The 14,045-nt window shown below is 70.3% G+C and carries 11 protein-coding genes; 5 read left to right on the forward strand and 6 right to left on the reverse strand.

From position 1 onward, the window contains the following. Positions 1-203 precede the first annotated feature (203 nt). Both cysK and cysG read right to left on the reverse strand, forming a co-directional pair. Positions 204-1,163: a cysteine synthase A gene (gene cysK / locus D9R12_RS10280; RefSeq protein WP_122230254.1), complete on the reverse strand. Its 960-nt coding sequence runs from the start codon at positions 1,161-1,163 to the stop codon at positions 204-206. 31 nt (positions 1,164-1,194) lie between these two features. Continuing rightward, positions 1,195-2,646, reverse strand: a complete 1,452-nt coding sequence (gene cysG / locus D9R12_RS10285; RefSeq protein WP_122230256.1) for a siroheme synthase CysG — start codon at positions 2,644-2,646, stop codon at positions 1,195-1,197. A gap of 165 nt (positions 2,647-2,811) precedes the next feature. Here cysG and D9R12_RS10290 point away from each other — a divergent pair, with 165 nt between their 5' ends. From D9R12_RS10290 to D9R12_RS10310, 5 genes are all read left to right on the forward strand, one after another. After that, positions 2,812-3,795 carry a LysR family transcriptional regulator gene (locus D9R12_RS10290; protein ID WP_122230258.1) on the forward strand — a complete coding sequence of 328 codons (984 nt, stop codon included), beginning with the start codon at positions 2,812-2,814 and terminating at the stop codon, positions 3,793-3,795. 51 nt (positions 3,796-3,846) lie between these two features. Further along, the gene (locus tag D9R12_RS10295; RefSeq protein WP_122230260.1) at positions 3,847-4,320 is read left to right on the forward strand and encodes a DUF2946 family protein; all 474 of its coding nucleotides are present in this window, start codon (positions 3,847-3,849) and stop codon (positions 4,318-4,320) included. Positions 4,321-4,398: 78 nt separating this feature from the next. Further along, positions 4,399-6,456 carry a TonB-dependent copper receptor gene (locus D9R12_RS10300; protein ID WP_244672005.1) on the forward strand — a complete coding sequence of 686 codons (2,058 nt, stop codon included), beginning with the start codon at positions 4,399-4,401 and terminating at the stop codon, positions 6,454-6,456. 99 nt (positions 6,457-6,555) lie between these two features. Then, on the forward strand, positions 6,556-7,041 hold the full coding sequence (locus D9R12_RS10305; RefSeq protein WP_122230264.1) for a copper chaperone PCu(A)C: 486 nt from the start codon (positions 6,556-6,558) through the stop codon (positions 7,039-7,041). Between the two features lie 52 nt (positions 7,042-7,093). Beyond that, complete coding sequence (locus D9R12_RS10310; protein WP_122230266.1) at positions 7,094-7,459, forward strand: hypothetical protein; 366 nt, start codon at positions 7,094-7,096, stop codon at positions 7,457-7,459. Between the two features lie 13 nt (positions 7,460-7,472). Here the strand turns inward: D9R12_RS10310 and D9R12_RS10315 are convergent, their stop codons facing one another. From D9R12_RS10315 to D9R12_RS10330, 4 genes are all read right to left on the reverse strand, one after another. Continuing rightward, the gene (locus tag D9R12_RS10315) at positions 7,473-9,098 is read right to left on the reverse strand and encodes an AMP-binding protein (RefSeq protein WP_122230268.1); all 1,626 of its coding nucleotides are present in this window, start codon (positions 9,096-9,098) and stop codon (positions 7,473-7,475) included. Positions 9,099-9,398: 300 nt separating this feature from the next. Next, positions 9,399-10,133 carry a phosphoadenylyl-sulfate reductase gene (locus D9R12_RS10320; RefSeq protein ID WP_014159546.1) on the reverse strand — a complete coding sequence of 245 codons (735 nt, stop codon included), beginning with the start codon at positions 10,131-10,133 and terminating at the stop codon, positions 9,399-9,401. Beyond that, the gene (gene cysI / locus D9R12_RS10325) at positions 10,130-11,857 is read right to left on the reverse strand and encodes an assimilatory sulfite reductase (NADPH) hemoprotein subunit (RefSeq protein WP_122230270.1); all 1,728 of its coding nucleotides are present in this window, start codon (positions 11,855-11,857) and stop codon (positions 10,130-10,132) included. The genes D9R12_RS10320 and cysI overlap by 4 nt, the downstream gene beginning before the upstream one ends. Positions 11,858-11,986: 129 nt before the next feature. Next, a complete protein-coding gene (locus D9R12_RS10330) occupies positions 11,987-13,852 on the reverse strand; it encodes an assimilatory sulfite reductase (NADPH) flavoprotein subunit (protein ID WP_122230272.1) in 1,866 nt (621 codons plus the stop codon). Positions 13,853-14,045 lie beyond the last annotated feature (193 nt).

Consider the following 14,045-nt stretch of genomic DNA (forward strand, 5'->3'; position numbering starts at 1 on the left):
GGCCCGGGTGTGCTGGACGGCGGGCGTTGCAGCGCGCGCCTAGGAGGCTGTCGGGCTTTGGCGGTCGAGGCGAAAATTCGGCTGCGCGAGGACAGATTTTCGGCGATTCGCCGCCCCATAGTGGTTCTATGGGGCAAGAAGCGACGGAAAGATGGACCGCACAGCCGGATTTGCAGCCCGGCCGGCCAAAGTCCGACAGGCTCCTACGGCAGGCCGGCCAGCCAGTCGTCGTCGCTGCCTTCGTTGATGTCGGCAAACAGCGGGGTGGAGAAGTAGCGCTCGCCGGTGTCGGGCAGCATCGCCAGGATGACCGAGCCGGGCACGGCCTTTTCGGCCACGTCCAGGGCGGTGGCCACGGTGGCGCCGGCGGAGATGCCGACGAAGATGCCTTCCTCGGCGGCCAGCCTGCGCGAGGTCTCGATGGCGCGGGTGTCGTCGATGGTGAACAGCTCGTCGTAGACCTGGCGGTTCAAGACCTCCGGGATGAAATCCGGGGTCCAGCCCTGGATCTTGTGCGGCTTCCACTCATCGCCCTTGAGCAGCGCCGCGCCCGCCGGCTCGGTGGCGATGATCCTGGTTTCCGGGCGCGCCACTTTCAGCACCTCGCCCACACCGGTCAGAGTGCCGCCGGTGCCCCAGCCGGTGACGAAGAAATCCAGCCGCTTGCCGGCGAAGTCGCGCAGGATCTCCGGTGCGGTGGTGTTGCGGTGATAGGCCGGGTTGGCCGGGTTGCCGAACTGGTTGGCCAGGAACCAGCCATGCTGCTCGGCCAGTTCCCTGGCCTTGCGCACCATCCCGCTGCCGCGCTCGGCGGCCGGGGTCAGGATCACCTTGGCGCCATAGGCGCGCATCAGCTTGCGGCGTTCGATGGAGAAGGTTTCCACCATGGTCGCCACGAACCTGTAGCCGCGCGCGGCGCAGACCATCGCCAGCGCCACGCCGGTGTTGCCCGAGGTCGCTTCGACCACGGTGTCGCCGGGCTTGAGCAGCCCGCGCGCCTCGGCATCCAGGATGATGGCCAGCGCCAGGCGGTCCTTGACCGAGCCGCCGGGATTGAACGACTCGACCTTGGCATACACGGTGGTGTGCGCAGGGGCGATGCGGTTGAGCCTGACCACCGGGGTGTGGCCGATGGTGTCCAGGATGTTGTCGTAGATAGCCATGCGAACAAGGTCTCCGTTGCGAAGCGTTGGATCAGGCGGCGCGCGACAGGTTAGGCGCGGTGACGTTGGATGGGCGTGTGGGTGCGGCCAGCGGTGCGGCGCCATACCAGTGCAGCGCATGGGCCAGCGCGGCCACTTCGCCCACGATCAGCAGGGCCGGCGAGCGCACTTCAAAGCAATGCGCGGTTTCGGCCAGGTCGGCCAGGGTGCCGGTGATGACGCGCTGCTCGCGTCGGGCGCCGTTTTCCACCAGCGCGAAGGGCGTGTGCGCGGCGCGGCCGTGGGCGATGAGCTGGTCGCGGAAGGTTTCCAGCGAGGCCACGCCCATGTACACGGCCAGGGTCTGGCGCTCCTGGGCCAGGGCCTGCCAGTCCAGGGTGTCCATCGAGTCCTTGCAGTGCGCGGTGACCAGGCGCAGGCCCTGCGCATGGTCGCGGTGGGTGAGCGGAATGCCCGAGTAGGCCGCGCACGCCAGCGCCGCGGTGATGCCGGGCACGACCTCGAAGGCGATGCCGTGGGCCTTGAGCATTTCCAGCTCCTCGCCGCCACGGCCAAATACGAACGGGTCGCCGCCCTTGAGCCGCACCACCCGCTTGCCGGCGCGGGCGTGTTCGAGCATCAGCGCGTGGATGTCCTGCTGGCGGGTGCTGTGGCCCTGGGCGGACTTGCCGACCTCGATGCGGGTGGCGTCGCGGCGGGCCATCGCCAGCACCTCGGCGCTGACCAGACGGTCGTGCAGGATCACGTCGGCCTGGTTCATCGCCCGCAGCGCGTTGAGCGTGAGCAGGCCGGCATCGCCGGGACCTGCGCCGACCAGGGTGACGGTGCCGGCGGCCGCGGCCTGGGGGCCGAGCGAAAGCGCGCGCTGCAGTTCGGCTTCGGCAGCCTGGTCCTGGCGCTGGCGCAGCAGGCGCGGCACCGCCCCGGCCAGCAGCTGTTCGAAGAAGCGGCGGCGCTGGCCCATCTCGGGGAACCGCGCGCGGATGCGCGCGCGCTGGCGACCGAGCAGGCCGACCAGCGCGCCCCAGGAATCGTCCAGCAGGGTTTCCAGCTGGCGCCGCAGGTGGCGCGCGACCATCGGCGCATGGCCGCCGCTGGAAATGGCGATCTGCAGCTGGCCGCGTTCGACGATGGCCGGCACCTGGAAGCTGGACAGCGCGGCATCATCGACCACGTTGGCCAGCAGCCGGCGGCTGTCGGCCTCGGCGGCGACGGCGCGGTTGACTGCGTCATCGTCGGTGGCGGCAATCACCAGCCAGACCCCGTCCAGCCATTGCGGGACGAAAAATCCGGCATCCCAGCTGATCCGGCCTTCGTCAGCCCACCGGGCCAGGCGCGCGCTCAGCGCCGGCGCGCCCACGCGCGGCAGGGCGCCGGCATGCAGCAGGGCCTCGACCTTGCGTTCGGCCACCGCGCCGCCGCCGACCACGCGCACGGCACGGCCACGCAGGTCGGCGAACAAGGGGAACAGGGCAGCGCTCACGGGGCGGTCCGGCAGGAGAGGGTCACGACCCTACGCGCCGCTTATGACCATCGGAAATGACTTGCCGCTGCGTTCAAATAACCCTAAGTTATAAGCGCGGGGTGCGGGAGGACGTACATTCCTTTTCTCCATAAGTCTGCCCCGGGCCTGCCAGCGACTCTGCCAATGACCCTGACCCAGCTGCGCTATCTGGTCGCCATCGCCGATGCCGACTTCAACATCACCCTGGCCGCCGGGCGCGTGCACGCCACCCAGCCGGGGCTGTCCAAGCAGCTCAAGCAGCTGGAGGACGAGCTGGGCTTCCTGCTGTTCGTGCGCAAGGGCCGCAGCCTGGATGCGGTGACCCCGGCCGGCGTGGAAGTCATCAAACGTGCCCGCGCGTTGCTGGCCGAGGCCAACAACATCCGCACCTACGCCGCCAACCAGCGCCGCGAAAGCCAGGGCCAGCTGGTGCTGGCCACCACCCACACCCAGGCGCGCTTCGTGCTGCCGCACGCGGTGGCGCAGATCAAGCGCGCCTATCCGGCGGTCAGCGTGCACCTGCAGCAGGCCGCCGAGAGCGACGCGCTGGACCTGTTGGGCCAGGGTGAGGCCGACATGGCCGTGATCAGCACCTCCGGCGACACCCCCGCCGCCGGCCTGGCGGTGCCGCTGTACCGCTGGCGGCGGATGGTGGTGGTGCCGCGCGGCCACGCCCTGGACCGCAAGGGCGCAGCGCCCGCTCTGGCGGCCCTGGCCGGCGCGCCGCTGATCAGCTATGAATCCTCCACCCGCCCGGGGTCATCGCTGCAGCGCGCCTTCAGTCAGGCCGGGCTGGAGCTCAACATCGCCCTGACCGCGCTGGACGCGGACCTGATCAAGACTTACGTGCGCACCGGCATGGGCGTGGGCCTGCTGGCCGAAATGGCGCTCGGCGCCGGCGACGAGGACCTGCGCGCCTGGCCGGCGCCGAAGGAGATCTCCGAGTGCATCGCCTGGGCGGTGCTGCCGCGCGAGCGGGTGCTGCGCGACTATGCGCTGGACCTGGTCAACGTGCTGGCCCCGCAGATCGACAAGCGCGATCTGCGCCAGGTGATGGATGGCAACCGCGAGCCGGACTGGCCGCCGCCGCCGACCTGGGAAGCGCTGACCCAGACCATCACCAACTGACATCGCGCGCTGCGGATGCGGCAGGTTGGACCATGCTCTAGACTGCGCGCCGTGCTGCGCCACCATCGCTTCCTGCAGACCATGCACCGGCTCGCCCTGATGGGTGCGCTGCTGATGGCCGTGGCGCCGGTGCTGAGCCGCTGGGTGCAGTCGCACCAGGATGCCGGCCCGCTGCACCAGGTGGCCGCGCTGTGCACCAGCGGCGGCATGCAGCTGGTCGAGCTGGGTCCGGCCGGACCTACGATGTCGCACGCCGGCCACGCCACGGACATGGTGGTGGGCATGGCGATGGGCATGGCCGGCATGGAACACGGCGATGCCGGTGGCATGCCCGCCGATCACCACGACGGCATGGCCTGCGATTACTGCCTGCTGGCCGCGCGGTTGCTGCCGTTGGGGCTGGCACTGCTGTTGCTGCCGCTGTTGCAGGCCGCGCCTGCATTGCGGCCCGTCCATCGCGCCCTGCCGCGCCTGGCGATCGCCTGGCCGGCCCACGCTGCCCGCGGCCCGCCGCTTCGCGCCTGACGACACCACCGACCTGATCCGCCCGGCGCGCGCCTGACGCCTGCCGGTGCGCCCTGCGTGTTTGCCGGAGCGTTCTCCATGAAATCCCCTTGCTGGCCGTCCATTCGGGCGGTGCTGTGCTGTTGTGTGTTCGTCATTTCCATCCAGGCGTGGGCCGAGGTCGTTGCTGACGACCAGGCCAAGACCCTGGACACGCTGGTGGTCACCGCCACCGCGCCGTCCACGCCGCTGACCTGGGTCACCGATCCGCGCCTGCCCCGCCAGCCGGTGCCGGCCAGCGATGGCGCCGACTACCTGAAGACCGTGCCGGGGTTCGCGGCCATCCGCAATGGCGGCAGCAACGGCGATCCGGTGCTGCGCGGCATGTTCGGCTCGCGCCTGAACGTGCTCAGCAACGAGGGCACACTGATCGGCGCGTGCCCGGCGCGGATGGACAACCCGCTGTCCTACATCGCGCCGGAGACCTTCGACCGGTTGACCATCATCAAGGGCCCGCAATCGGTGCAGTGGGGGCCGGGCGCCTCGGCCGGCACGGTGCGCTTCGAGCGTGACACCCCGCACTTCGACGTGCCGACCCTGGAGGGCCATGCCAGCGCGTTGGCCGGTTCGAACGATCGCAATGACCAGACCATCGAAGCCACCGCCGGCAAGCGCATCGGCTACCTGCGCGCCACCGGCAACCGCTCCGAGTCGGACGACTACACCGATGGCAACGGCATGGTGGTGCCCTCGCGCTGGCGCAAGTGGAACGGCGATGCCGCGCTGGGCTGGACGCCCGATGCCGACACCGTGCTGGAAGTCTCGGCCGGCACCGGCGATGCGCTGGCGCGTTACGCCGGGCGCAGCATGGATGGGGCGCAGTTCCGCCGCACCAGCTTCGGCGCGCGCCTGGAGAAAAACAACCTGCCAGGGGCATGGGACTCGATCAGCGCCAGTGCCTACGACAACGATGCCGACCACGTGATGGACAACTACTCGCTGCGCACGCCAAATCCCGGTTCGTCCATGCCGATGGCGATGGCGTCCAATGTCGACCGGCACACCACCGGCGGCCGGGTCGCGGCGCAGTGGCGCTGGGCCGACATCGCCATTGTCGCCGGCCTGGACGCGCAGCACAGCCGCCACCGCGAGCGCAACGCCGCCGGCCGCGGGACGTACGCGACCCTGCCATGGAGGGTCGATGCGCGCACGCGCAACCTGGGCGCCTTCACCGAGCTCACCCTGGGCGCGCAGACGGCCAGTCGCTGGATCGGCGGGCTGCGCATCGACCGTGCGCAGGCCAAGGACGAACGCGCCAGCGCCGGCATGATCGCCAGACCCAATCCGACCGCCTTCCGCACGCGCCGCCAGGACCTGGGCAGCGGTTTTCTGCGCCACGAGCGCACGCTGGCCGGCGGCCTGACCTGGTATGCAGGGCTCGGCCATGCCAGCCGCATGCCGGACTACTGGGAGCTGCTCTCCGCCGACAAAGGCCCGCGCGGAGCGGTCAACGCCTTCGAAGGCGTGCGTCCGGAGCGGACCACGCAGCTGGACCTGGGCCTGCAGCATCACGGCGACCGCCTCGATGCGTGGCTGTCGGCCTACGCCGGCCATGTCGCCGATTACATCCTGTTCGACTACCACGCCGGCGGGATGGTGGGCACGACCACCACCGTGCGCAATGTCGATGCCCGCATCGCCGGGGGCGAAGCCGGCCTGGACTGGCGGCCCGCCGACGGCTGGAAGCTCGGCGGCACCCTGGCCCATGCCTGGGGTCAGAACCGCACCGACCGCACCGCGCTGGCGCAGATGCCGCCGCTGGACGCGCGCCTGACGGCCAGCTGGCAGGGACAGCGCTGGTCGGCCGGCCTGCTGCTGCGCGCGGTCGCAGGCCAGGGCCGGGTGGCGATCGACCAGGGCAACGTGGTCGGCCGCGACCTGGGACCCAGCGCGGGTTTTGCCACGCTGGCGCTCAATGCCGGCTATCGCGCCAGCGATGCGCTGCAGGTCACCGCGGGCGTGGACAACCTGTTCGATCGTGCCTACAGCGAACATCTCAACCTGGCCGGCAGCGCCGACTTCGGCTTCCCGGCCGATCCGGTGCGGATCAACGAACCCGGCCGCACGCTCTGGCTCAAGGCCGATGTGCATTTTTGAGGCCGCGCGCCGCGAGCCCGCCACGGCCGCGGCGTGTGTACCGTGTCGCTGTACCCCCGGCGCCATCCGCTACTGCACGCTGAAAAAGAGGATCACGCCATGCTGAAGACCTTGTGCATCGCCGCGCTGCTGTCACTGACACTGCCCGCACCTGCGGCCACGCCGGCGCCCACCGTGCAGGTGCAGCAGGCATGGATGCGCGCCAGCCCGCCGCACGCGCCCACCGCGGCCGGTTACCTGACCCTGGTCAACACCGGCACCCAGGCCGACCGGCTGCTGTCGGTCAGCAGCGAGGCGGCCGACCGGGTCGAACTGCACGGCAGCCAGGTGCAGGGCGGGGTGACGCGCATGCGCATGCTCGGCGACGGCCTGGCGCTGCCGGCCGGCGCCCGGGTGGCGCTGGCGCCCTCGGGCACGCACCTGATGTTCATCGCCCCGCGCCAGCCGCTGGTGGCCGGGCAGACGGTGCGCGCGACCCTGCACTTCGAACATGCCGCCCCGCAGGCGGTGGACTTCCAGGTGCTGCCGCTGGATGCCACTGCCGCGCCTTCCCATCACCACCACATGCCGGGCACGAAGATGTAGCCGCAGCGGGCCGGCGGGCCGGCTTTCACGGGCACACGGGGAGTGCGGGGGCATGAAGCGGATTTCGGTGATGATCGCGCGGCTGTACGCACCGGCGCCGGTGCTGGTGGCGGCCGGCTGGGGGCTGTCGTTTGCGGCCGAACATGCGCGCGGGCTGCTGGGTGCGCAGGGTGCACACCTGGCCGGCTCGCTGCTGGCCCTGCTGGGCACCACGCTGGGCATGGTCTGGGCGCTGCTGGCCAGCTGGCGGCTGTACCTGTGGCTGCGTGGGGTGGAACAGGGCCGCTGCCCCTGCGGCGGCCTGCTGTCGCAGCCGCGCCGCAAGCGCCACGGCCAGCCCTACCGCAAATGCCTGTCCTGCGGGCAGAAGCTGCCGCTGGTCGCAGCGTCGCTGGCCGACTCCGAAACCGGCGCCTGACGCCGCCGCGGCCTCACGCCGCCGGCGGGACCGCCCGTGCGGCTTCGGCCCGGGCCTGGTTGCGCAACAGGAACCGCTGGATCTTGCCGCTGGGGGTCTTGGGCAGTTCGTCGACGAAGGCGATCTCGCGCGGGTAGGCGTGGGCGGACAGGCGCTTCTTCACGTACTGCGCCAGTTCCTCGGCCAGCGCGTCGCTGCCGGTGGCGCCTTCGCGCAGCACCACGTAGGCCTTCACCACCTCCGTGCGTTCCGGGTCGGGCTTGCCGACCACGGCGGCCTCGATGACCTCGGGATGCTCCAGCAGGCAGCTTTCCACGTCGAACGGACCGATCCGGTAGCCAGCCGAGGTGATCACATCGTCGCTGCGGCCGACGAAGGCGATGCTGCCGTCCTCGTTGCGCTCGACCGTGTCGCCGGTGAGGTACCAGCCATCCTTGAACGGCTGGCGTTCGGTCTTCAGGTAGCCGGTGAAGAACAGCGCCGGCGAATCGGCGATGTGCACGGCCAGCATCCCGGGCTTGCCCACCGGCTGCGGCTGGCCGGCTTCGTCCAGCACCTCGAGCCGATAACCGCGCAGCGGATAGCCGGCGCTGCCCAGCCGCACCGGATGGGCCAGCCCATGGTGGTTGCACAGGATCATGCCGGTTTCGGTCTGGCCGTAGTGGTCATGGATCACCACGCCCAGAGCCTTGTCGAACCAGCGGATCACTTCCGGATTGAGCGGCTCGCCGGCGCTGCTGACCACGCGCAGCTGGCCCTTTATCGGCGCGGCCGCGGCCTCGCCGGCAGCCATCAGCATGCGGTAGGCGGTGGGTGCGCCGGCCAGGTTGGTCACGCCCAGCTCGGCGATCGTGCGATAGCAGCTGTCCACGGTGAACGGGCCTTCGTGGAAGGTGATTGAATGGCCCAGCGCCAGCGGCCCGACCACGCCGTAGTACAGGCCGTAGGCCCAGCCGGGATCGGCGATGTTCCAGAACACGTCGTCCGCGCGCAGGTCCACCGCCTCGCGCATGTAGGTGGCCATCACCTCCAGGCCGCGCAGCGGCACCATCAGGCCCTTGGCGGCGCCGACGGTACCGGAGGTGAACATGATCATGAACGGGTCTTCGCCGGTCAGCGGCACCGGCGCGAAGGTGGTGGGCAGGCCGTCCAGCGCCTGCCAGAAGTCCTGGTCGCCTTCGCCCTCCAGGGTGAGCACCGGCGGCGCAGCGGTGACCTGGTCCAGCTTCGGGCGCTGGTCCGGCGAGCACACCACCAGCCTGGCGCCGCTGGAAGACAGGCGGTGCTCGAGCGCCTTGGGCCCGAAGGCGGTGAACAGCGGCTGGTACACACAGCCGGCCCGCCAGGTGCCCAGGATCACGATCAGCAGTTCCAGCCGGCGCGGCAGCAGGCCGGCGACCACATCGCCGGGCTTGAGCCCGCGCGCGACCAGCAGGTGCGCGAACTGGGCCGACCAGGCATCGAGCTGTTCAAAGGTGTAGCGGCGCACCTGGCGCTGCAGGTCCACCCAGCACAATGCTTCGCGCTGCTGGCCCAGGTGGGCGCCACAGCAGGTGATCCAGGCGTTGACCGGACCGGCCGCCGGCGCGGGCGGCAGCTGGCGGACGTGTTCGAAATAGTCGCGGCGTTCGGTGTTCATGCACAGGGTCCCGGGTTGCATGGCCAAACACTACCGCGTTCGGCAGGCAGGCCGATTGTGCCGCGCGCCATGGCCTGCCGGCAGCACGCGCCGGAGCGCACTAGACCAAAAGACCAGCCCAGGGCCGCCCGCAGGCATGAGCAAGCCAGCGCGCCGCCACACGCTGGCTGTCCCGGGCCTAGGAGCGGTGGCCGTGGCAGCGGCGTCTGGCCCGATGGACTGGCCTGCAGGATAAAGGGCAAGGTGCGACCGGGCGTGCCGATGCTGAAGTTCGATTACCACATGCTGGGCGACAGCCCGCTACAACTGTTCGTGGATCCCGCATTCGCGCTTGAGCCCGAAGAAGCGCGTGTCTTCCTCGCGCATGCCCGGTTCCAGGCGGCGGGTGGTGTGGAAGTCGCCGATCGAGACATAGCCTTCTTCCCACAGCGGGTGATACGGCAGGTCGTGGGCCTTCATGTACTGCCAGATGTCGCGGTCGGTCCAGTCGGCGATCGGGCTGACCTTCCAGCGCCCCTCACGCAGTTGCACGATCGGCGTGCCGGCGCGGCTGGTGGCCTGCTGGCGGCGCAGCCCGGTGAACCAGGTGCCCACTTCCAGCTCTTCCAGCGCCCGGCGCATCGGTTCGACCTTGCGCAGGCTGTTGTAGTGCTCGATGCCGACCACGCCCTGCTCCCACAGCCGGCCGTGGCGCGCTTCCATCCAGGCGCGGCTGACCAGCGGGCGGTAGATCCTGATGTTGAGCTTGAGCCGCTCGATCAGCGCATCGGCAAAGCGGTAGGTCTCCGGGAACAGGTAGCCGGTGTCGATCAGCACCACCGGGATGTCCGGTTTCTGCTGGGTCAGCAGGTGCAGCGCGACCGCCGACTGCGCGCCGAAGCTGGACGACAGCGCGGCCTGGGCCGGGCCATGTTCCAGCGCCCAGGCGACCCGCGCTTGCGCGCTCATGGCTTCGAGTGCGGCGTTGGCTGCCTCCAGGTCGATGGCGGCCGGTGGGGCCTCGTGGAGGTCGTCGTTGGCGGGCAGGGCGGTCATGGGTGCAGTTCCACGTCAATGGAGCGGTGGGTCGGGTAGGGCGGCAGCTCGATCTCGCCGACGCGATGCAGGAAGTCGCCGAAACCTTCGTCGGCGGCACGCTCGGCGGCGTAGCGGCCGAACAGTGGATCGAGCGCGCCCAGGATCTGGTCCTCGGTGATGTTTTCGCGGTACAGCGTGTTCAGGCGCTGGCCGCGATGGTCGCCGCCGAGCATCAGGTTGTAGCGGCCCGGGGCCTTGCCGACCAGGGCGATCTCGGCCAGGTAGGGACGCGAGCAGCCGTTGGGGCAGCCGGAGATGCGCAGCACGATCGGGGCCTCGACCAGCGCGTGCCTTTCCAGCAGCGGCTGCAGTTTGTTGCTGAAGTCGGGCAGGTAGCGCTCGGCTTCGGCCATGGCCAGGCCGCAGGTCGGCAGCGCCACGCAGGCCATGGCCTTGCGCGCCAGCGCGGACGGCAGCGCATTGCCGGCGTCCAGGCCGTGCTGGGCGACCAGCGCATCGATCACGGATTTCTGTGCGGCGCCGACGTTGGAGATCACCAGGTTCTGGTTGCAGGTCATGCGGAATTCGCCCCCGTCCAGCACGCGCGCGATTTCGCGCAGGCCGGTCAGAGCCTGCCCCGGACCTGATCCGGGGTGGGTCGCTTCGCCGACATCGGCGATGCGCCCGGCGCAGATCGACAGGGTCAGGTGCCAGCGGCCGTCGCTGCCTTGGGTCCAGCCGTAGCGGTCGCCGTTGTGTTCGAAGGCGAACGGCCGCGCCGGCTGGAACTGCACGCCGGCGCGCTGTTCGATCTGCGCCTTGATGAAGTCCAGGCCCTTGTCGTCGATGGTGTACTTGAAGCGCGCACGCTTGCGCACCGCGCGGTTGCCGAAGTCGCGCTGGGTGGTGACCACCGCGGTGGCCACCTCCAGCAGCTGCTCGCGGGTGATGAAGCCGACCACGTCGGCCACGCGCGGATAGGTTTGCGCATCGCCATGGCTGGCGCCCATGCCGCCGCCCAGGCTGACGTTGTAGCCGACCACCTGGCCGTGCTCGATCACGCCGATGAAACCCAGGTCGTTGGCGAACACATCGACATCGTTGATCGGCGGCAGCGCAAAGCCGATCTTGAACTTGCGCGGCAGGTAGGTGTCGCCGTAGATCGGTTCGGGTTCCTCCCCGGCGCCGGCGACTTTCTCCTCGTCCAGCCAGATCTCGTAGTAGGCGCGGGTGTTGGGCAGCAGGTGCTCGGAGGTGGCGGCCGCATCGGCGTACAGCGTGGCGTGGGCATCGGACAGCAGCGGGTTGGCCGCGACCTGGACGTTGCGGTTGACGTCGCCGCAGGCGGCCAGCGTGTCGATCAGCGCGGCGTTGATCGCCTGCATCGTCGCCTTCAGCTCGCGCTTGATGATCCCGTGGAACTGGAACGCCTGGCGGGTGGTGATGCGCAGCGAATGGTTGCCGTATTCGGTCGCGATGGCGTCCAGCTTGAGCCACTGTTCGGGGGTGATCACCCCGCCCGGGGTGCGGGTGCGGATCATGAACTGGTAGGCCGGCTCCAGCTTCTGCCGACGGCGCTCATCGCGCAGGTCGCGGTCGTCCTGCTGGTAGCTGCCGTGGTACTTGATCAGGGTCTGGTCGTCCTCGCGCAGCGCGCCGGTGAGCGGATCGGCCAGGCTCTCCAGCAGGCTGCCGCGCAGGCGGTGGCTGTGAGCCTTGATGTCTTCGACGGAGTGGCTCATGGGCGGGGACGACCAGCGCAAAGGTGGGGGCGGGACCGGGGACCGGGGACCCGGGACCCGGGAGAAGCAAAGGCAACGGCGTACACGGCTTTTCCGGGTCCCCGGTCCCGGGTCCCGGGTCCCGGCACCTCAATAAACATCGCGCGCATAGCGTCCCTCGCTCTGCAGGGCGGTCAGGAAGTCGTGCGCGTCCTGCGCATCCAGCGCGCCGTGCTCGGCGACGATGTCCTGCAATGCTGCGTGCACGTCCTTGCCCATCGCGATCGAGCCGCACACGTACAAGTGCGCGCCCGACTGCAGCCAGTCATAGACCTGGCGGCCGCGCTCGCGCAGGCGGTGCTGCACGTACAGCTTGTGCGCCTGGTCGCGCGAGAACGCCAGGTCCAGGCGGTCGAGCTCGCCGCGCCTGAGCGCGTCCTGCCATTCGCTCTGGTAGAGGAAGCCGCTGTTGAAGTGCTGGCTGCCGAAGAACAGCCAGTTGCGGCCGGCCGCACCGGTCTCGGCGCGTTCCTGGACAAACGCGCGGAACGGGGCCACGCCGGTCCCCGGCCCGACCATGATGATGTCGCGCGCCGGATCGGCCGGCAGCCGGAAGCGGTCGTTGGCCTCGATGTACACCGGGGCGTGGTCGCCTTCTGCCAGTGCGGCCAGATAGCCACTGGCCGAGCCCAGGCGGTCCACGCCGTGGGCCTGGTAGCGCAGGACATCCACGGTCAGGTGCACCTCCTCGCCGACCCGGGCGCGGCTGGAGGCGATCGAATACAGCCGCGGAGCCAGCGGCCGCAGCGCAGCGAGCAGGCCTTCGGGCTCCCACTCGGCCGGCCAGCGGCGCAGCACGTCCACCAGCTGATGGCTGCCCAGCAGCGCGGACAAGTCGCTGGTCCGGCCCGGGGCCAGCAGCGCGTTGAGTTCGCTGGCCCTGGCCTGGGCGGCGTGCGCGGCCAGGAACGGGCGCGAGAGCCTGGTCAGTTCGCGATGGCCGGCCAGCCAGTCGCGCAGGCTGCGTGAATGGCCCTGGAGGCTGACCTGGGCATCGCCGTCCAGCGCCAGCGCCTCAAGCACCGGCTCGACGATGGCGGCCGGATTGCGATGGACAAAGCCCAGCGCGTCACCGGGCTGGTAGCTCAGGCCGCTGCCTTGCAGCGACAGCTCCAGGTGGCGCACCTGCTTGTCGGCCGCGCCGTGCTGGCCAAACGCGGGCCCCTTGAAGTCGCGCCCGCTGATCGACTGGTTGGCCAGCACCTCGGCCTGGAACGGCGCGGCGTGGGAATACGCCGGCGCGGCCGCGGCCGGGCGCAGCGGCGTGACCGTGGCGGTGGGCGCGGCGCTGGCGGCCGGCTTGAGCGTCCTGCGCGCCTGTTCCAGCGCCTGCGTCCGCCATGGCCCGGCGACAGTGTCGATGTCCAGGTCGGCCTCGCCGGCAGCGAACAGGCGGGTCGCACCCAGCTCGGCCAGGCGCGCGTCCAGGCGCCTGGAGATGCCGCAGAAATCGGCATAGCTCGAATCACCCAGGCCCAGTACGGCAAATTTCAGCTCCGGGAGCCGGGGTGCGCGGCGACCCTTGAGGAACTCGGTAAAGCCGATCGCGTCATCCGGCGGGTCGCCCTCACCCTGGGTGCTGATCACCAGGTACAGCAGGCGCTCGCTGGCCAGTTCGCGGGTGGGGTAGGCGTCGGTGCGGACCAGGCGCACTGCCAGGCCGGCTGCTTCCAGTTCGGAGGCCAGGCCCTCGGCGACCCGCCTGGCATTGCCGGTCTGGCTGCCGTAGAGCACCGTGGCGCGTTCGCCGGGCGTGGCCAGCGGGGCACCGGTCGCGGCTGCACCCTGGAGCAGGGCCAGCTGCGGGGCCGGGTGGGCCGCCTGGGCCAGGCCGGCGGTGAATCCGGACAGCCACCACAGCGAGGCGCTGTCCAGGCCGTCGACCACCCGGGCCAGCAACGCCTTGCGCTCCTCGGGCAAGGGGCTGACGGACAACGCGGGAGGTACAGCAGACATCGCAATTCCAGGCGGTTTGGCAGGCGAGCGATGCTAGGCCTGTTTCCAAGCGGCTTGAAAGGATGGGGGGTTATGGGCTTATGCCGCGCGCTTATTTCGCTGATGCATAAGCGATGCCACACTGCCGTTTCCGCCAGCAGGGCGCGGCTGAAGCGCCGCCCGCCTGCCGCCGGAGGTTCCCTTCGTCCGTGCG

Source organism: Pseudoxanthomonas spadix (assembly GCF_003703395.1).
Classification (GTDB): Bacteria; Pseudomonadota; Gammaproteobacteria; order Xanthomonadales; family Xanthomonadaceae; genus Pseudoxanthomonas_A; species Pseudoxanthomonas_A spadix.